General features: G+C 68.7%; 11 protein-coding genes. 9 read left to right on the forward strand and 2 right to left on the reverse strand.

Going from position 1 to position 19,340, the window contains the following annotated elements; all coding sequences use genetic code 11:
* Positions 1–67 precede the first annotated feature (67 nt).
* From HYV14_02910 to HYV14_02920, 3 genes are read left to right on the forward strand one after another with little or no spacing between them, the layout of a single operon-like run.
* Positions 68–5,878 (forward strand): right-handed parallel beta-helix repeat-containing protein, encoded by a 5,811-nt coding sequence (locus tag HYV14_02910; GenBank protein MBI2384944.1) that lies wholly within the window; start codon positions 68–70, stop codon positions 5,876–5,878.
* Complete coding sequence (locus HYV14_02915; GenBank protein ID MBI2384945.1) at positions 5,875–7,230, forward strand: PorV/PorQ family protein; 1,356 nt, start codon at positions 5,875–5,877, stop codon at positions 7,228–7,230. Before HYV14_02910 ends, HYV14_02915 begins: the two co-directional genes overlap by 4 nt.
* Before the next feature lie 24 nt (positions 7,231–7,254).
* The gene (locus HYV14_02920; protein MBI2384946.1) at positions 7,255–9,426 is read left to right on the forward strand and encodes a fused MFS/spermidine synthase; all 2,172 of its coding nucleotides are present in this window, start codon (positions 7,255–7,257) and stop codon (positions 9,424–9,426) included.
* On the opposite strand, the gene uvrA is transcribed toward HYV14_02920, so the two are convergent.
* Positions 9,423–12,245, reverse strand: coding sequence for an excinuclease ABC subunit UvrA (gene uvrA, locus HYV14_02925; GenBank protein ID MBI2384947.1), 2,823 nt, complete (start codon positions 12,243–12,245; stop codon positions 9,423–9,425). The two genes, HYV14_02920 and uvrA, sit on opposite strands and share 4 nt — an antisense overlap.
* A 111-nt stretch (positions 12,246–12,356) precedes the next feature.
* On the opposite strand from uvrA, the gene HYV14_02930 reads away from it, so the two are divergent.
* Positions 12,357–13,544 (forward strand): HNH endonuclease, encoded by a 1,188-nt coding sequence (locus HYV14_02930; protein ID MBI2384948.1) that lies wholly within the window; start codon positions 12,357–12,359, stop codon positions 13,542–13,544.
* On the opposite strand, the gene nadB is transcribed toward HYV14_02930, so the two are convergent.
* Entirely contained in the window at positions 13,519–15,108 is a 1,590-nt protein-coding gene (gene nadB, locus HYV14_02935) for an L-aspartate oxidase (protein MBI2384949.1), read from the reverse strand. The two genes, HYV14_02930 and nadB, sit on opposite strands and share 26 nt — an antisense overlap.
* A 40-nt stretch (positions 15,109–15,148) precedes the next feature.
* On the opposite strand from nadB, the gene HYV14_02940 reads away from it, so the two are divergent.
* From HYV14_02940 to serC, 5 genes are read left to right on the forward strand one after another with little or no spacing between them, the layout of a single operon-like run.
* The gene (locus tag HYV14_02940; protein MBI2384950.1) at positions 15,149–15,673 is read left to right on the forward strand and encodes a gamma carbonic anhydrase family protein; all 525 of its coding nucleotides are present in this window, start codon (positions 15,149–15,151) and stop codon (positions 15,671–15,673) included.
* A gap of 2 nt (positions 15,674–15,675) precedes the next feature.
* The gene (locus tag HYV14_02945; GenBank protein ID MBI2384951.1) at positions 15,676–16,461 is read left to right on the forward strand and encodes a HAMP domain-containing histidine kinase; all 786 of its coding nucleotides are present in this window, start codon (positions 15,676–15,678) and stop codon (positions 16,459–16,461) included.
* Positions 16,458–16,832, forward strand: a complete 375-nt coding sequence (locus tag HYV14_02950) for a response regulator (protein ID MBI2384952.1) — start codon at positions 16,458–16,460, stop codon at positions 16,830–16,832. The genes HYV14_02945 and HYV14_02950 overlap by 4 nt, the downstream gene beginning before the upstream one ends.
* The gene (locus HYV14_02955) at positions 16,829–18,253 is read left to right on the forward strand and encodes a hypothetical protein (protein MBI2384953.1); all 1,425 of its coding nucleotides are present in this window, start codon (positions 16,829–16,831) and stop codon (positions 18,251–18,253) included. Before HYV14_02950 ends, HYV14_02955 begins: the two co-directional genes overlap by 4 nt.
* Positions 18,250–19,338 (forward strand): 3-phosphoserine/phosphohydroxythreonine transaminase, encoded by a 1,089-nt coding sequence (serC, locus tag HYV14_02960; protein ID MBI2384954.1) that lies wholly within the window; start codon positions 18,250–18,252, stop codon positions 19,336–19,338. Before HYV14_02955 ends, serC begins: the two co-directional genes overlap by 4 nt.
* The last annotated feature ends 2 nt before the right edge of the window (positions 19,339–19,340 follow it).

The following is a 19,340-nucleotide window of genomic DNA, read 5'->3' on the forward strand; positions in this document are numbered from 1 at the left end:
CGAAAATTTCCACATATTAGACTTGCGCGCAGGCCCGTTCGGGGTTATATCAGCAGCGGTACCCCCGATGCGAGCTCCGCCGAAGCGGTTGGCGTTCTTCCTGTCCCTGCTCGCCCTTAGCGTCCCCGGCGCGGCCCTCGCTCAGACCTTCGACGGCGACTTCTCGGTGTCGAGCGGCGCGGTCTATCAGACCGCCGCCGTCGATGAGGCCAAGTCGGTGGCCGTGGACACCATCACCGCCGGCGGGCCCTTCATCTACGTCACCGGCGATTCGAACGACGTCGGCACGACGGTCAAGCTCTCCTCGGCGGGCGTCGCCTTGAGCTCGGCGGCCTTCATCGCCGGTCAGGGCCGGGCATACGGCGTCGCGGTCGACCCCTCCGGCAACCCCTGGGTCGTGGGGCTCAGCGTGACCGGCGGCCCCCTCACGAACTGGGTCGTCAAGAAATACAATCCCGATCTCGTGGCCGTCGGGTCGGCCGTCATCAGCGGCATCAGCCTCGGCGACGCGGTCGCCACGTCCATCGCGTTCGACGGCTCGGGGAACGCCTTCGTCGCGGGCTATTCCTCGAACACGGGTACCGGCACCGACTTCCGGATCGTGAAGTATTCTCCGTCCTTGGTCGTCCTCGCCACGACGACCTACGGCGGAGCCGGGGTCGACCAGGCCACGGCGCTGACGCTCGACGCCTCCGGGAACGTCATCGTGACCGGTTTCGGAAACCCGTACGACTACAAGACGGCCAAGTTCACTCCCTCCCTGAATTTGATCTCCTCCGCCGTCTACGACGCGTCCGGGGCCACCGACCGCGCCTACGGCGTGACGACGGACCCGTCCGGGAACGTCTACGTGACCGGGGAGTCCGACCCCGGCGGCTCTAACTTCGCGTTCACGACCGTCAAGTACGACTCCAGCCTCGCGCAGCAGGCCGTGGCCGCCTACAACACGCCCTCCTACGACGCCGGCTTCGGCGCCGTGTTCGTCGGGACCGCGACCTTGGTCGTGGTGGGAAACAGCTTCGCCGGCGCCACGGAGGACATGCTGATCCTCGAGTACGGCCCGGGCCTCGTCCTGTCCTCCTCCCGGACCTTCGACAGCGGCACCAGCGACCGCGCCTACGGCGCGGCCAAGGGCACGGGGACCTACGTCTACGTGACCGGCTACTCGTTCACGAGCCCCTCCGGGGCGTACCGGACCATCCGACTCAACGACTCGGCCACGGTCAACCCCGCCTATCCGGGCTGCGCGGCGACCAACAACGTCGGCGGCGGCCAGGCCTACACGACGATCCAGTCCGCTGTCGACGGCCTGCCCTCGTCGCTGACGGGCCCCGCGTGCGTGGTGATCCGCGACGGGGCGACCTACCCCGAGCAGGTGACGGTCCGGAACTTCGCCAATAACGGCTGGCCGATCACGATCCTGGCCGACCCGGCGTCGGTTCAAAGGCCGGTCGTTTCACCGCCGGCCGCATCGGCAGCGGCATTCGTGATCGCCAACGCGTCGGTCAACGTACAGGGAATCGATATCGTGCCCACGAACCCGATGCCGTACGGCGTGTTCATCTCCTCGACCTATGTTTCGGTCAGCGGCGTGAACGTGAAGGACGCAGGCGGGAAGATTGCTACGGCGGGCGTGGCAACGTCCAGTTGGACGACGGTGAGTTATACGAGCATCACCGTTGGGAATATCGGGGCATGGGGCTTCTTCTTGCCGGGGAGCACGATGACGAGTGTCTCTTTCAGCTCGGCTTCATCGAATTTGAATTCGGCCGTCGAGATCAATGGCGGGTCGTACAATACGCTCACTCAGATGACGATTACTACGAACGACGCTCTCTTCGGTGTTCCGGCTCTCCGACTTTTCGAGTCCCACTCCAACACTATCCTGCAGAGCTATATAGGCACCGAGTCGGGCGTGGGCGGCGCTCTTATTGCCAGTTCGAATTACAACACGATCAGCCAGACCACAATGACGACAACCAGCCCCGCTGGTATAGGCCTCTATCTTAACGCCTCGTCATCCAACACGATCACGCAAAGCTATATCGCCAATTCGACGGCTCTCGCGGCGTACATTTACCCTAGGTCCAACTACAACCTGATAAGTCAATGCACGGTATTGGGAGGGGGCAGCCCGGGTGTCGGTTCCACCCTGAGCATCAGCCTTTCCTCCTTCAACACGATAACCCAAAGCTTCATTCTGAACCCCACGGGGATGTCTGTGCTGGATATGGTGACCGATTCAAACTACAACACGGTCAGCCAAAGTACGATCACGGGCGCAGCTTCGAGCGATTATGCGATAAGAATCGGTTGGAACGCCTCCACCAACACGTTCAGCGGCAACTACATTCAAGGCTCGTCGGCGGTATGGATATCTAATTCATCCGGGACCGTCATTACCGGCAGCACCTTAATGGCGATCAAAGCCGCCGCAGTCCATATGGACGGTGGCTCAGGGAATCTTTCCGTGTCAAACTCGCTATTGAGCGCCCCTGGCTCCGCCGGTATCGGGATTTCTCTGGCCGCCGGGTACACCGGATCGCTTGTATTCACATCAAACACGGTCACGGGAGCTCGGCACGGCATGAGCATCAGCACTCAGGCCGCCGGAGCCGGACTCACGATCAGCTCGATGACGTTCTCCAGCCTGGCTTCGGGCGCCACGGCCATGCAGTTCACCGGGGGGGCCTTCGTCGCTACGATCACCGCGTCAAGCTTCGACGCCTCGGTCGCGGTGAACGTCAACGGCGCGATGTTGGACCCGGCTTCACGCGTCACGATGGTCGCCTCCACCGGGCCGCGCGCGGGGGCGGCCTATGAGGCCGATCCTGCCTCTCTCGTGGACTGGTGGAGCGGTGTGACCGCGCCCGCCGCTCCCACGGGATTCGCCGGCACGGTGCTCTCCACCGGCGCTATCCTCTGGAGTTGGACGGACAGCTCCTCGAACGAGGACGGCTTCCGGATTATGTCCGGAACGGCCAACGTCTCCGGGAATCTGGCGGTCGACGCGACCACCTGGCTCCAGGCGGGGCTCTCCGTCAACGCCAGCTCCGGCCCCTTGTTCGCGCAGGCCTTCAACTCGGCCGCGACGGCCGATTCCAGCTCGGCGACGCGCTACACCCTGGCGGCCGAGCCGGCGGGGCTGGCCGCCTTGAGCGTCTTCCAGACCAGCGCGACCGTGTCGTGGACGGCGGGCAATCCCGCCGGGACGATCTTCGAGCTCGAGCGCTCGACCGGGGCGGGATTCGCCCTGCTGGCCTCGACCACGTCGGCGGCTTACGTCGACGCGCCGCTCGGCGGAGCCGCGACCTACTACTACCGAGTGCGCGCTCTCAATAACGACCTGACGGCGACCGCCTACGCCTCGTCGATCACCGTCGTGACCTTTCCGATCCCCGCGCCCGGCGCGCCGTCGGGCTTCACGGGAACCGCGCAATCGGCATCGGCGATCCTGTGGACCTGGACCGACAACGCCGACAACGAAGACGGCTACCGGGTCCTGTCGGGAACGATCAGCCTTTCCGGGGATCTCGCTGCCGGCGCCACCGCCTGGCCTCAGACCGGGCTCGCCGCGAACACCGCCTACGGCCCGTACTCCGTCGAAGCGTTCAACGGCGGCGGTATCTCGAGCTCGACGGCGGCTTCGCGCACGACCTTGGCGGCCGTCCCTTCCGCCCCGACGGCGGCCGCGGTGGCCCTGACGAGCGCGACCATCGTCTGGAGCGCGAGCGGGAACCCCGCCGGGACGACTTTCGAGCTCGAACGCTCGACGGGCGCGGGCTACGGCCTTCAGGCTTCCGGGCCCGCGACCTATTATCTCGACACGGGGCTGACGCCCGCGGCGACCTTCTACTATCGCGTGCGGGCGTTCAACGCGGACGCCGCGGCGACGGCCTACTCCTCGACGCTCGCCGTCGTCGCGCAGCCCCTGCCGGCGCTTCCCGGCGCGGCCGGGACCCCGGCCGGGACGGCCCTGGGCGTCTCTTCCGTGACCTGGGGCTGGGCGCTGGCGAGCGGAGCGAGCTCGTACAACCTGTTCCGCTCCTCCGACAACGCTTTCCTCGCGTCCGCGGCCTCCGGCCCCTTCGTGGAGACCGCGCTGGCGCCGAACACGGCCTACGGCCTGAGGGCCGCGGGGACCAACATCGCCGGGACGGGGCCGCTCTCGGCCGCGGCGACGGCGTACACCTTGGCGGCGGACCCGTCCGGGACCGGGACGGCGGTGACCTCGACGACCATCGTCGCCTCGTGGGCGCTCAACGGCAACCCCGCGTCCACCGTCGCCGAGCTCCAGCGCTCGACCGACGCCGTCGCCTACTCGACCTTGACGGCCGGCGCCGTCGTCTCCTACGCCGAAGCCGATCTGCTCGGCTGCACGACCTACTACTACCGCGTGCGCAACCTCAACGGCGACGGCATGGCGACGGCCTACGTCTCGTTCCAAGGCGTCACGGCGAACACCGTCCCGAGCCCTCCGTCCGGCCTGAACGCCGCGGCCAACGCGGGGGGGACCGTCGGGCTGTCGTGGGCGCCCTCGCCGAGCGAGGGCGTGACGGGCTACCGCCTGTACTGGGACGCGGGCACCGGGACGGTGTCCTACGCCGCTCCGCTCGCGACGCTCGGCGCGAGCGCGACGGGGTACACGACGGCCGTGCTGACGTCGAGCGCGTCGTATACCTTCGCCCTGCGCGCGGCGCACCGCTGCGGCACGGTGGAGACCACGGGCGCGCTGGCCATGTCCGGGGCCGCGGCCGCGCTCCCGGCCGTGCGCGCGGCGATCAAGGAGCCCGACTCGGGGCGGCGCATCAGCGGCGACCGCGTCACCATACTCGGAGAGCTCGTGTACGGCGAGCCGAGCGACGTCCAGCAGGTCCTGTTCCAGTACAAGCTCGCGACCTCGAGCGCCTGGCTCACGGCGCCCGCCGCGAACGTCAACCACGCGAATCCCGACCTGGATTTCCCGTACTTCCTGCATTGGGACGTGACCGTGCTCGCGGCCGGCTCCTACGACCTGCGGGCGGTCGCCTACGACCGCGACGGCGTCCCGGACGCCGCCCCGCCCGCCGTGCGGATCGTCGTGGACCCCGTCGCCCCCGACGTCCGCGAGGCCTTGAACGGCGACGGCAAGATCAAGAAGGACCAGACCATCTCCAACCTCGCGACGAGCGTCGTGGAGACCGCCGGCGCGGGGGCCGGCGATCCCGCGGTGCGCGTGACCTTGCCGCCCGGCGTCGTCAACACGACGACCGCGACCCTGTCGGTGATCGCCAACCCGGCGATCACGACCGCCCCTCCCGCGGGCCAGACCATGATCGGCTCGGCGATCAAGATCGGCCTCTCGAACGGCCAGACCGCCCTCAACGGCGTCGCGGCGATCACCTTGACCTACCCGGACACGGTCCGCTTCCCGTCGCTGCTGCAGATCTACTACCTCGAGGAGGCCACCGGACGGTGGTCACGGGACTTCGCGACCACGGTGAACACGTCAAGCCGCACGGTCACCGGCAGCACGCCCCACTTCAGCACCTTCGTTCTGATGCTCGGCACGGCGTTCGCCCCGAACCTCGACAGCGTGCAGGCCTACCCCGTGCCTTACAAGCCCAACGGGACGAACCCCGACGAGGGCCGGCCTTTCTCGCACGGCGACGCGAACTCGGGCATCTTGTTCGCGAACCTCGCGGCCGGCTCCGAGATCCGCGTCTACACCATGACGGGACGCCTGGTGTCGAGCCTCGACACCCCGACCATCGCCGGGACCGTCCGCTGGGACGCGCGCAACCAGGACGGACGCGACGTCGCCTCGGGCGCTTATTTCGCCGTGATCTCGGCCCCCGGCCAGAAATCCGTGGTCAAGAAGCTGGTGATCATCCGATGAGGCTCTTCCGCGCGCCGGCGGCGCTCGTCCTGGCGGCCCTCCTGGCCGCCGCGACGGCCCACGCCCAGTCTTCGGCCGGCGCCGAGGCCTTCGACTTCCTGAGCCTCGACGCCAACGCGCGCGCCGTCGGCATGGGCGGCGCCTACACGGCGCTCGCGACCGACTCGAACGCCTTGCTCTACAACCCCGCCGGCCTCGCCCGGGTGAAGTCGAGCGAGGCCACCTTCATGCACGACCAGCACGCGCAGGGCGTGAGCCAGCAGTACATCGGCGCGGCCCTCAAGAACGGCCTCGGCCTGCAGTTCAACTACGCGACCTTGGGCGACGTGCCGCGCACGACGCTCTCCAATCCCGGCGGGACGGGCAGCCGCCTCAACGTCAGCGACACCTCCCTCGGCGCGGGCTACGGCCGGGCGCTGAGCCCGGACCTCGCCGTCGGCGGGGGCGCCAAGTACTTCACCGAGACCTTGGGAGAGCTCTCGGTCAGCGGCTACGCCCTGGATATCGGCGGGCTGTACCGCATGCCGGACGTCAAGGGCCTCACGTTCGGAGCCTCCTTGCTGAACCTCGGGCCCGCGGTCAAGTTCGCCTCCGTCTCGGAGAAGCTGCCCACGACCTTGCGCCTGGGCGCGGCGTACGCGACGAAGCTGCCCCACAACGACGTGACCGTGGCCTTCGACCTCACCAAGAGCGTGCTCGACAAGGTCCGCCTCGGCTTCGGCGCGGAGACCTTGATCGACGAGCAGTTCGCGGTGCGGGCCGGCTTCACCACGCGTCAGGAGGCGGGCCTCGGCCTCGTCTTCGGGCTGGGCTGGCTGGGGCGCAAGGTCGGCGCCGACTACGCCCTGGTCCCGATGGGCGAGCTCGGCAACGCCCATCGCATCAGCTTCACGCTCCGCTGGGGCCGCTCCGACGACCCCGCGACCGCGAAGGCGCCCGAGGAGGGCACGCCGGAGGCGCGGCTGGCGCAGGCGCAGGCCGCGATGGACCGCGGGGACTACGTGGCGGCCCGCACCTTCCTGATCGTCGGACTGCGCGGCCTGGCGAAGGGCGACCGGCGCCGCGTGCGCTTCCAGGAGCGCATGGGCTCTTTGCACCTCCTGCAGAAGGACTTCCGCGGCGCCGTCCAGGCCTACGCCGAGGGCGTCAACCTGGCCTTCGCCGACGGCTACTCCGACCAGAGCGTCGCCGATTCCTACATAGGGATCGGGATGTGCTTCACCGCGGGGCGCAACTACCCCGACGCGGAGCGCGCCTTCCGCAAGGGACTCGCGCTGGGCCCGTCGCCGGCGGCGCTCGAGGTGGCGCAGGCCCAGCTCAAGCGGTTGACGGCGCCTCCCGCCGGGCGCTGAGCCGGAAATGGTACGCTCCGTCCCGTGATTTTATTCCTGTCGCTGTTCTTCGCCTCCGGCTTCTGCAGCCTGGTCTACGAGATCGTCTGGCTGCGCTTGGCGATGGGCGTCTTCGGCGTGACCGCGCCGTTCGTCTCGATCTTCCTGTCGGTGTTCATGGCGGGGCTGGGCCTCGGAAGCTGGGGGGCAGGCCGCCTGTGCCGCCGCCTCGAGGCCGAGCCCGCCTCCTTCTCCTTACGCCTGTACGCCGCGGCGGAGCTGATGATCGGCCTGTCCGCCCTCGCGGTGCCGCATCTCCTGACGGCGAGCCGCGACCTTCTCGCGGGCTCTTTCGGCGGCGTGGCCTGGGGCTCCGCGTCCTATTACGCGGCGTCCGGCCTCATCACCGGCCTGATCCTGCTGCCGTGGTGCGCGTGCATGGGCGCCACCTTCCCGCTGGCGATGGCCGCCATCGGCAAGCGCCTCGAGACGGAAGCGAGCCATTCGTTCAGCGGACTGTATCTCGCGAACGTCGTCGGCGCGGGCCTGGGGACCGTGGCGAGCGCCTTCATCCTCATTGAGCTGTTCGGCTTCCGCGGGACTTTATATCTCGGCGCGGCGGTCAACGCCGCCATCGCCGCGGCCGCCCTGGCGGCGAGCTATTCGACCGCGACCGAGGCGCCCCGCGCGGCGACGGCTCCCGCGGCGGGAGCGGCGCGCCCGGACGCCTTGCCTCTTCTCTTCCTCACCGGCCTCGTCAGCATGGCGATGGAGGTCGTGTGGACGCGTCAGTTCACGCCGTACCTGGGGAACTCGGTGTACGCCTTCGCCCTGGTGCTGGCGACCTACCTGCTGGCGTCCTTCGCCGGCTCCTGGCTGTACCGCGCGGGCATAGGCAAGAACGCCTCCCGGTACGACGCCGCCTGGATGCTGGCCGGCGCGCTCAGCCTCCTGCCGCTGTACGCCGCCGACCCGTACCTGCCGCTGAACGCCTATGCGCGCATCGCCGTCGGCGTCGTGCCCTTCTGCGCCCTGCTGGGGTTCGTGACGCCCGCCCTCATCGACGGCTGGTCGGCGGGAGACCCGGACCGCGCGGGCAAGGCCTACGCCGTCAACATCGCGGGCTGCCTCATCGGACCGCTGATCGCGGGCTTCGTGCTCCTGCCGCGGATGGGGGAGAACCCCGCTTTGGCCCTCCTGTCCGCGCCGCTGTTCGCCGCGGGCCTGCGCGCGGCGCGGCGCCAGCGCGGGGGGGCGATCTCTCTCGGGCGGCTCGGCCCGGTCCCGCTGTTCGCCGGCGCGTCGGCGCTGGCGGTCCTGATGGCCGTGTTCGCGAGCTCCTTCAACGACGTCGTGGCGATGTACAACCCGAACGTCCAGGTCCGGCGCGACTACCAGGCCAACGTGACCGTCGGGGGGGAGGGCATGGAGCGCGTCCTGCAGATCAACAACATCGGCATGACCAAGCTCACGCCGATCACCAAGGTCATGGCCCACCTGCCCCTGGCCTTCCTGCCCCGCCCGCCGAAGAGCGCCTTGGTGATCTGCTTCGGGATGGGAACCACCTTCCGTTCGCTCCTCTCCTGGGGCATCCCCGCGACGGCCGTCGAGCTGGTGCCGAGCGTGCCGGCGCTGTTCGGCTTCTTCCACGAGGACGCGGCGGCGGTCATGGCCGCGCCCGGCGCGCGCGTCGTCATCGACGACGGCCGCCGCTTCCTGGCGCGCGCCCCGGAGATCTACGACGTCATCACCTTGGACCCCGCGCCGCCGATGACCGCCGCCGGGACCAGCTTCCTTTTTTCCGAGGAGTTCTACGGCGCCGCGAAGAAGCGCCTGGCGCCGGACGGCATCATGCAGATCTGGATCGTCGAGCCGCTGGAGCCCCTCGTGGTCTCCGCCTTCGCCAAGGCGGTCAAGAACAGCTTCCCGCACGTGCGCGTGTTCCGCTCGCTCGAGGGCTGGGGCTGGCACCTCCTCGCCAGCCGCGAGCCGATCCCGGCGCGCACCGCCGGGCAATTGGCCGCCCGTCTGCCCAAGGCCGCGACGCGCGACCTGCTCGAGATGGGCCCGCGGAAGACGGGGACGGAGCAGTTCCAGGCGCTGCTCGGGTCCGAGACGCCGCTCGACTCGCTGATCTCTCCCGGCGCCGCGGGGCTCCGGGACGACCGTCCGGTCAACGAGTACTTCTTCCTGCGGCGCGGGCTCGGCGGGGACTAGCCGGGCAGGCCGAGGTACTGGCCGGTGTGGGACGCCTTGACCTTGACGATGTCCGCGGGCCGTCCCGCCGCGACGAGGGTCCCGCCCTTGTCGCCGCCCTCGGGGCCGAGGTCGAGGATCCAGTCGGAGGACCGCATCACGTCGACGTTGTGCTCGATGACGAGCACGGTGTTGCCCTGGTCGGTGAGGCGGTGGAGCACCTCGAGCAGCTTGGCCACGTCGGCGAAGTGGAGCCCGGTCGTGGGCTCGTCGAGCACGTAGAGCGTCCGGCCCGTGCCGCGGCGCGACAACTCGGTCGCCAGCTTCACGCGCTGGGCCTCGCCGCCGGAGAGCGTGGTCGCCGACTGGCCGAGGCCGACGTAGCCCAGGCCCACGTCCTCGAGCGTCTTGAGCACGCGCGTCATCTTCGTGTAGGCGCCGAGGAAGACGCGCGCCTCGGAGACGGTCATCGCCAGGACCTCGGCGATGCTCTTGCCCTTGTAGCGGACCGACAAGGTCTCCTCGTTGAAGCGGTGGCCCTTGCACTCGTCGCACTGCACGTACACGTCGGGCAGGAACTGCATGGAGATCTGGAGCATGCCGTCGCCCTGGCAGTTCTCGCAGCGCCCGCCCTTCACGTTGAAGGAGAAGCGGCCGGGCTTGTAGCCGCGGGCCTTCGAGGCGGGGAGCATCGCGAACAGGTCGCGCACGGGGCCCCACAGGCCGGTGTAGGTCGCGGGGTTGGAGCGCGGGGTGCGGCCGATGGGGGTCTGGTCGACGAGGATGATCTTGTCGATGTTCTCGATGCCGGCGACGCTCCGAACCTTGCCCGGCTCGTCCTTGGCGCCGCCGAGCTGCTTCGCGAGGGACTTGTAGATGACCTCGTGCACGAGGGTCGACTTGCCCGAGCCGGAGACGCCGGTGACGCACACCATGAGCCCGAGGGGCACGTCGACGTCGATGCTCTTGAGGTTGAACTGCGCGGCGCCCCGGACCTTGAGCCAGCCTTTCGGCGGGCGCCCCTTGGAGAGAGGGGGGCGAAGGCCCTCGCCGCGGAGGTAGGCGCCGGTCACCGACTCCTTGGCCTTTAAAATATCGCCGATCCTGCCCTCGGCCACGATCCGCCCGCCGTGGACGCCGGCGCCGGGGCCGAGGTCCACGATCCAGTCGGCGGAGCGGATGGTCTCTTCATCGTGCTCGACGACGATCAAGGTGTTGCCGAGGTCTCTAAGCCTTCGCAAGGTCGTCAGAAGCCGGGTGTTGTCCCTCGGGTGAAGCCCGATCGACGGCTCATCGAGCACGTACATCACGCCCGTGAGCCCCGATCCGATCTGCGTGGCGAGATGTATCCGCTGGGCCTCGCCGCCGGCGAGCGTCTCCGAGGCGCGGTCGAGCGTCAGGTAGTCGAGGCCGACGGCGGACAGGAAGTCGATCCGGGAGACGATCTCTTTCATGACCTGCTTGGCGATCGTCCGCTCGGTGTCGCTGAGCTTCAGCTCCTTGAAGAACCTGCGGGCGTTCTCGACCGACATCTCGACGATCTTATGGATGCCCAGGCCGCCGATCTTGACCGCCAGCGCCTCGGGCTTGAGGCGGGCGCCCTTGCAGGAAGGGCACAGCGCGCGGCCCATGAAGCGCTCGGCGATGGCGCCCTTGACGAAATCGGACTCCGATTCCTTGATGCGGCGCTCGAGGTTCTTGATGACGCCCTCGAAGTCCTGAGGGTTCTTGGCCCAGGACGGAGTGTAGGTGCCGCCGCCATGAAGGATGATATCCCGCTGCTTGTCGGTCAGCTTGTTCCACGGCTTATCGAGGGGGATATTGAACTGCTCGCAGATCTGCTCGAGGATCTCCGTGTAGTAGCCCGACCAGGACTTCTTCCAGCGGTTGGTGCGCGTCGTGACGGGGTCCGACCACGCGACGATGGCGCCATCTTCAATAGAACGGCTTGGATCGGGAACGATCCGATCGACATCAACGTTTGTCTTGACCCCGAGGCCGTCGCAGGTGGCGCACGCGCCGTAAGGCGAGTTGAACGAGAACAGGCGCGGCTCGATCTCGGGCAGGCTCAGGCCGCACTTGGGGCAGGCGTGATGCTCGGAGTGGAGGCTGCCGCCGTTGGCGTCGCCGTGGCCCTCGACGCGCACGAGCCCTCTCGATTCTTTTAGGGCTATTTCAATGGAGTCGTTGAGGCGCTGTTTTTCGTCGCTCGACACCTTCAGCTTGTCGACGAACAGCTCGATGGTCTGCTTCTTGTACCGGTCGAGCTTCGGCGGAGACGAGAGCTCGTGGATCGCGCCGTTGGTGCGCGCGGTGACGAAGCCGGAGCGCTGGAGGCGCTTATAGAGGTCCTCGTAGGTCCCCGGACGGGCCTGGATGAGGGGCGCGAAGATCGACACGGACTGGCCGGCGCGGGTGCGCATGACCTCGTTGACGATGGCCTGGGCCGACTGTTTCTTGATAGGGGAGCCGCAATTGGGGCAATGGGGGTGCCCTACGCGAGCAAACAGCAAACGAAGATAGTCATAGATCTCGGTCACGGTCGCGACGGTCGAGCGCGGGTTGTGCGACGGGTTGCGCTGCTCGATGGCGATGGCGGGGGACAGGCCCTCGATGAGGTCCACGTCCGGCTTGTCCATGAGCTCGAGGAATTGCCGCGCGTAGGCGCTGAGGCTCTCGACGTAGCGTCGCTGTCCTTCCGCATATAGAGTGTCAAAAGCGAGCGAGGACTTCCCCGAGCCCGACAGGCCGGTCACCACCACGATCTTGCCGCGGGGGAGGTCCAGGCTGACGTTCTTGAGGTTGTGCTGGCGCGCGCCGAACTTTTTGAGGGGGTCGATCGTATGTTAGGTGAAGGGGAAAGCGGGCCTCCCCGAAAAACTACTGATGATCACTATTCCCGGGAATAGTGATCATCAGCAGTGAATCGAAGGACGAGCGAAGGAGGAGACATGACCGACGAGAACGGCGATCCGATGGACGCATGCGCGAGATTGAAGGATGAGGATCTGGTGCGAGAGGTGAAGTTCCTGGCCGAGCACGCGCGACACAATGAGATCCGCCTGCTCATCCATCTGTCCGAATTCGACTCGCGGCGATTGTGCCTGGAAGAAGGCTACCGCTCGCTCTTCGAATACTGTACCGGGACCTTGGGCTTCGATGAACAGGAGTCTTACCGGCGCATCCGCGCGGCGCGGATCATCCGAAGCTACCCGGAAGCACGGATCGCGCTCGAACGCCGGAAAGTGACCGTGGCATCGCTCGTCGTCCTGGCTCCCTGGCTCACTCGTGAGAACGCGGGGCCTTGGCTGAAATCCGCGGAGGGGAAGTCGCGGAGGGAGCTGGAACGCCTCGTCGCCGCCCGCTATCCGCAGGCGCCGCAGCCGGACGCGATCCGGAACCTGCCTCAGCGACCGGTCGTCGTCTCCGGCGCGCCGCCGGCCGCCTACGAAGCGCTCTCGGCCGGGGGAGAATCGAGAGATCGCGTGCACGAGGACCCCGCCGCCGCTCAGGGGGATTCGTCATCGCTTCCCGCGGAGTGGCCGCCGCTCCCGGGCGCTCCGGCTCGCCTCGGCTGGGGATGGCAGCAGATGTCGCCCGTCGCCGCCGACCGCGTGCGCGTCGGCTTCGACGCCGCCTCCGTGGTCGCTCAGCTGATCGAACGCGCCCGTCAGATCCTCCGTCACAAATATCCGGAAGGACGGCTTGAGGATCTGATCCGCGAGGCGCTCGAGGAGTATCTCGATAGGAAAGACCCTCAACGGCGCCTCGAGATGAAAACGGCCAAAGCCGAATGCGTCTCGGCGGGATCCGCCCCGGCGCCCGAGGAGAACGAACGCCTTCCCACGCGCTTCCTGCGCGCCTGGGCCGCGGGCCGCTACATCCCGGCGAAGGTCAAGAGCGCGGTGTGGACGCGCGACGAGGGACGCTGCGCCTGGCGCGAACCCGACGGGACCGTGTGCGGCTCCAAGGACTGGATCGAATACGACCATCTGCGGCCGTACGCGAAAGGAGGGCGCTCGGACGACCCGCGCAACATCCGTCTCTTGTGCCGGATGCACAATCAGGCGGCGGCCGAGGCGATGTTCGGGCCGCGGCCGCCCGAAACGGGGTTCAGCGCCGGTTCGGCTTCCGCTTGATGATCGTGTCGCGCCGCCACGCCGCCTTCGGCTTGGGGTAGTCGAGCGTGTAATGCAGGCCGCGCGACTCCTTGCGGAGCATGGCCGAGCGGATGACCATCATCGCGACGTCGGCGATGTTGCGCAGCTCCACGACGTCGGGCGTGGGGAGGAAGTCCCAGTAATAGCCGGAGATCTCGCGGCGGAGGAGCTCGAGACGGGCCCAGGCGCGGTCGAGGCGCTTGTTCGTGCGCACGATGCCGACGTAGTTCCACATCAGCTGGCGGATCTCGTCCCAGTTCTGGGAGATCACGACGGCCTCGTCCGAGGTCACGGCGCGGCCCGGGTTCCAGGGCTTCGGCGTGAAGGGCTCGGCGCGGCCCGGGGCGGAAGGCGAGGCGAGGTGCTCGGAGAGGCGGTGCGCGAAGACGCAGCCCTCGAGGAGGGAGTTCGAGGCCAGGCGGTTCGCGCCGTGGAGTCCGGTGTGGGCCGTCTCGCCGACGGCGTACAGGCGGGGCACGGAGGTGCGCCCCCAGGTGTCGGTGTGCACGCCGCCGCAGAAGAAATGGGCGGCCGGGACCGCGGGGATGGGGGTGACGGCCATGTCGATGCCGAAGGACTTCACCTTGGCGTAGATGTTGGGGAACCGGGACTTCAGGAAGGAGCGGGGATGATGCGTCATGTCGAGGTAGACGCACTCGTCGCCGGTGCGCTTGAGCTCGGCGTCGATGGCGCGCGCGACGATGTCTCGAGGCGCGAGCTCTTTTCTGCGATCGTAGCGGGACATGAACCGCGTCCCGTCCTTCAAGATCAGCTTCCCGCCCTCGCCTCTGAGGGCCTCCGACAGCAAGAAGCTCTTCGCTTGAGGGTGGTATAGGCACGTAGGATGAAACTGGACGAACTCCATGTTCGCCATCTTCGCGCCCGCGCGCCAGGCCATGGCCATTCCGTCGCCGGTGGCGATGTCGGGGTTGGTCGTGTACAGGTAGACCTTGCCGGCGCCGCCCGTCGCCAGGACGGTCGCCTCGGCGGCGAGCGGCTCGATCCGGCCGCTGGCGCGGTCCATCACGTACGCCCCGCGGCAGGCGCCGCCCTTGTCGAGCAGGAGGTCCACGGCCAGGGCGTTCTCGACGAGGGCGACGTTCTTGTCGCGGCGCACCGAGGACACGAGCGCCCGCTCGATCTCCCGCCCGGTGATGTCGCCCGCGTGCAGGATGCGGCGCTGGCTGTGGCCGGCCTCGAGGCCGAGGTCGACCACGGCCTCCCTCTCGGAGAAGCGCACGCCGAGCTCCTGGAGCTCGCGCACGCGCGCGGGCGCCTCGGACACGGTCAGGCGCACGACCGCCTCGTCGCAGATGCCCGCGCCGGCGACCAAGGTGTCCCGCACGTGGGACTCGAAGGTGTCGATCTCGCTCATGACGGCCGCGATGCCGCCTTGGGCGTAGTTGGTGTTCGACTCCGCCGCCTCCTTCTTCGTGACGAGGGTGACGCGGCCGAGGCGGGCCAATTTGTGAGCGGTCAGCAGGCCGGCGATGCCGCTCCCGAGCACGAGGAAATCGGAACGCCGGGGGGCTCGTTTGGTCATTGAAAGGGGGGTTTGGGAGTGCTAGATTACCATAAGCATCATGATCAGGTCTTTCAATAACCGGACTCCGCGCATACACCCGAAGGCGTTCGTCCACGATTCCTCCGAGGTCATCGGCAAGGTCTCGTTGGCGGAGGACGCCTCGGTGTTCCCCGGCTGCGTCCTGCGCGGCGACATCGATGAGATCAAGATAGGCGCGCGCACCAATATTCAGGACATGACGGTGATCCACACCCGCCACGGCAGCCCGACGATCGTCGGCAAAGGCGTGACCGTCGGACACCGCGCCGTCCTTCATGGCTGCCGTTTGGGCGACAACGTGCTCGTGGGCATGGGCGCGATCGTCATGGAAGCGACGGTCGGGGCCCGCACCCTCATCGGCGCGGGCGCCTTGATCCCCGCCGGAGCCAGGATCCCTTCCGGCGTGCTCGTGCTCGGCGCGCCCGGGAAGGTCGTGCGCAAGCTCCGCCCCGAAGAGCTGAAGATGCTCGGCGACAGCGAGCGCCAGTACGTGGCCCTCGCGAGGCGCCACAAAGCCGCGTCCCGCGTCGTGTTCGGCGGCTGAGCGTGACCCCCGCGGCGGCGTTCCTCGCGGGCGCGCTGGTCGGAGGCGCCGCCGCCGGGCTCGCGGCGCGGGCCGCGTACCAGCGCAAGGCGGCCCTGTTCGGGCGCCTCTTCTCGTTCGCGATGCACGAGCTCAACACGCCGATCACCGCGGTCAACATGACCGTCCTGAACCTGCTGTCCGAGGTGTTCGGCGAGCTCCCGGCGCCGCTGAAGCCCTGGATCGAGATGACCCGCGAGCAGGTCGGGCGCCTCAACGGCCTCGTCGGAGAGGTCCGCGATTTCGTCCACATGGAGCTGCACCAGGACCTGCGCGTGACGACGGCCGAGCTCACCGCCCAGGAGATCCTCGACGAGGCGCTCGTCTCCATCCGGCGCGCGATGGAGCAGGCCGGCGTGGAGCTGCGGGTCGAGGCCGCCGAGGACCTGCCCGTCGTGCACGCCGACCCCGACCGCGCCGCGCGCTGCCTGTCGAGCGTCCTGTTCCACGCGCGCAAGTTCCGCACCTCCGGCCCGGTCGCGCTGAGGGTGTCCAAAGCCCGGCACGGCGTCTCCTTCGCCGTCGCCTACCAGGGCCCGCGCCTGAGCCCGGGCGACGCGGAGGCGAGCCTCGACCTGTACTACCCGGCGCGCCTGCGCAAGGACCAGGTGCTGGGAGCGACGGGCCTGGGCCTCGGCCTCGTCCGCGAGGTCGCCCGGCTCATCGGCGGCGACCTCGAGTTCCGCGCCGAGGAGGACGGCCGCGCGGCCGTGACGCTCTACTTCTCCTCGGCGGAGGCCAAGGCATGAACCCGGCGCGAATCCTGATCGTCGAAGACGAGCCCGAGATCGCGGACAACCTGGCGGCGCTGCTGACCGCGAAGGGCCACAAGGTGTCGACCTGCCTCGAGGGCGCGGAGGGCGTGACGCGCGCCCGGAAGGAGTCCTTCGACCTGGTCCTGCTCGACGTGATGCTGCCCCGGATATCGGGCTTCGACGTGTGCAAGCTTCTGAAGGCCGACCCCAAGACCTCCAAGCTCAAGATCGTGATGGTCACCGGACTCGGCCGGATGGGAGACGTCGAGGAGGCGTTCCGGGCCGGCGCCGATGATTATCTTATAAAGCCGTTCGACTCCGCCCGCCTGTTCAAGAAGATCGAGAAGGTGATGGCCCAACCGTGAGCCGACTGCTCCTCGCCGCGCTGCTCGCGGCCTTCGTCGCGCGGCCGGCGCGGGCGCTCGAGGCGGCCGCGGCCAAGGTCGACATCACGCCGGACCTCAAGACGGAGAAGGTCTGGCTCGCGGGGTTCGGAGCGAAAGGCCGCCGTCCGACGGGCGTCCACGACCCGCTGTACGCGCGCATCGTCCTGCTGCGCGAGGGAGATAAGACGGTCGCCCTCGTGGGGCTCGACCTGCTCGGCTTCTACATCAACGACACGCGGTCCCTGCGCGCGCTCTGGGAGAAGGGCGACCCGACGCGCGGCCTGTTCGTCCACGCGACCCACACCCACAGCGGGCCCGACACGGTCGGCCTCTGGGGCCCGATGATCGGCGTCTCGGGGGTCAACCGCCGCTACATGGCGCGCGTCAACGCCCGAGTCGCCGAGGCGCTGGCCCTGCTCGAGAGCCAGCTCAAGCCGGCGACGGCCGCGGGCGGGCACGGGGCGCTCGACCCGCGCGGGCTTTGCCGCGACCTGCGCGACCCGCAGGTCATCGACCCGAACCTGAGCGTGCTGCGGCTCAAAGGCGCCGACGGGAAGGCCGTCGCGACCATCGTGAACTGGTCCTGCCATCCCGAGGTGCTCGGGCGGGAGAACACGCTCATCACGGCCGACTTCCCCGGGCCGCTGTGCGCCCGCGTCGAAGAGAAGACCGGAGGGCAGTGCCTGTTCCTGAGCGGGGCCATCGGCGGGCTGATGTCGCCGGACACCGACACCGAGAACTTCTACGAGGCGGCGCGCATCGGCGCCGCCGTCGCCGACGCCGCGCTGGCGCTGAAGACCGCGCCAGGGGGACGGGGCCTGTCCTATCGGGCGGCGACGGCCCGCGTGCCGGTCGAGAACTCCCGCTATCTCCTGTTCCTCACCGCGCTGACCGGAGGGCACGTCCTGTACACGCCGGAGGGGAAGGCGCTCGCCGCCTGGCGGGCGTGGCCGCTCTCGCTGCGCCACCTGATCTTCGGGCTGACGGACAAGAACCGCCCCTGGGTCGAGACCGAGGTCTCGGTCCTCGACGTCGGCCCTGCGCGCCTGCTGGGCATGCCGGGCGAGGTGTTCCCGGAGCTCGCCATCGGCGGCTACGACGGGCGGTACTCCTTCGGCCGGCCCGTCGTCGCCAAGGACGCGCCCGGACCCGACCTCGCCGCCGCCCCGAAGGGACCTTACCTCCGCGGCATGATCGCGGCCCCCGTTCCCATGCTCGTCGGGCTCGCCAACGACATGCTGGGCTACATGGTCCCCGAGTACGACTTCAAGGTCCGCCCGAGCAAGTCGATGCTGCCGCGCTGGCCCGGCCATTACGAGGAGACGAACTCGATCGGGCCTTCCTCGACCAGGATCCTGACCGAGGCCGCGACGGGCCTGCTCAAGGAGCCGCGGCCGTGAGGAAGATCAACTTCAACGCCGGCCCCGCCGCCCTCCCCCTGCCCGTCCTCGAGCGGGCCCAGAGGGAGCTGCTCGATTTCGAGGGGACGGGCCTGTCGATCCTCGAGCACAGCCACCGCGGTCCCGATTACGACCGCGTCCACGAGGGGGCGCTGTCGCTGTTCTCCGAGCTGCTGGGCCTGCCGAAGAGCCACAGCCCGATCATGGTGCAGGGCGGAGCGAGCCTCCAGTTCGCGATGCTGCCGATGAACTTCCTCGGACCCGGGCGCTCGGCGGACTACGCCGTCACCGGCCACTGGGCGCGGCTCGCCTACGAGGAGGCCCGCCGGGTGGGGGCCGCGCGCGCGGCCTGCGACACCGCGGGTCCCGGCGGCAAGCACACCCGCGTCCCGAAGCCGGACGAGCTCCTGCTCGACCCGAAGGCCGCGTACCTGCACATCACGACCAACAACACGATCTTCGGGACGCAGTGGCGGACCTTGCCCGACGCCAAGGGCGTGCCGCTCGTCGCCGACATGTGCTCGGACATCTTGTCGCGCCCCGTGGACGCGGCGAGGTTCGCCTTGATATACGCCGGCGCGCAGAAGAACCTCGGCCCCGCGGGGCTCGCCCTGATCGCGGTGGACCGGGACTGGCTGAAGACGGCGCGCAAGGACCTTCCCGACATCCTGAGCTACGCCGTGCACCTGGAGGCGCGGTCCATCTACCACACGCCGCCCACCTTCGCCGTCTATCTCGTCGGGCTCCAGCTCGAATGGATCAAGGCCAACGGCGGGCCCGCCGGCATGGAGAAGCGCAATCGAGCGAAGGCCGAGCTCCTGTACGGGACGCTCGACCGCCTCAAGGGCTTCTACGCCGCTCCCGTCGAGAAGGAGAGCCGCTCCCTGATGAACGCGGTCTTCCACACCCCCTCGCCCGAGCTCGACGACCTGTTCTGCCTGGAGGGGGAGAAGGAAGGCATCACCGGCATGAAAGGCCATCGCGCCGCCGGCGGGATGCGCGTCTCCCTCTACAACGCCGTCTCCCTCGGCGACGTGCGCACGCTGACCGACTTCATGGAGTCCTTCGCCCAGCGCCGCGGCTGACG

It is taken from the genome of Elusimicrobiota bacterium, from assembly GCA_016182905.1.
Classification (GTDB): domain Bacteria; phylum Elusimicrobiota; class Elusimicrobia; order UBA1565; family UBA9628; genus GWA2-66-18.

Coding starts and splice junctions, on each gene's coding strand:
- HYV14_02915 (MBI2384945.1), top strand. CDS start 5,875: ATGAGGCTCTTCCGCGCGCCGGCGGCGCTCGTCCTGGCGGCCCTCCTG.
- HYV14_02910 (MBI2384944.1), top strand. CDS start 68: ATGCGAGCTCCGCCGAAGCGGTTGGCGTTCTTCCTGTCCCTGCTCGCC.
- HYV14_02940 (MBI2384950.1), top strand. CDS start 15,149: ATGATCAGGTCTTTCAATAACCGGACTCCGCGCATACACCCGAAGGCG.
- HYV14_02950 (MBI2384952.1), top strand. CDS start 16,458: ATGAACCCGGCGCGAATCCTGATCGTCGAAGACGAGCCCGAGATCGCG.
- HYV14_02930 (MBI2384948.1), top strand. CDS start 12,357: ATGACCGACGAGAACGGCGATCCGATGGACGCATGCGCGAGATTGAAG.
- nadB (MBI2384949.1), bottom strand. CDS start 15,108: ATGACCAAACGAGCCCCCCGGCGTTCCGATTTCCTCGTGCTCGGGAGC.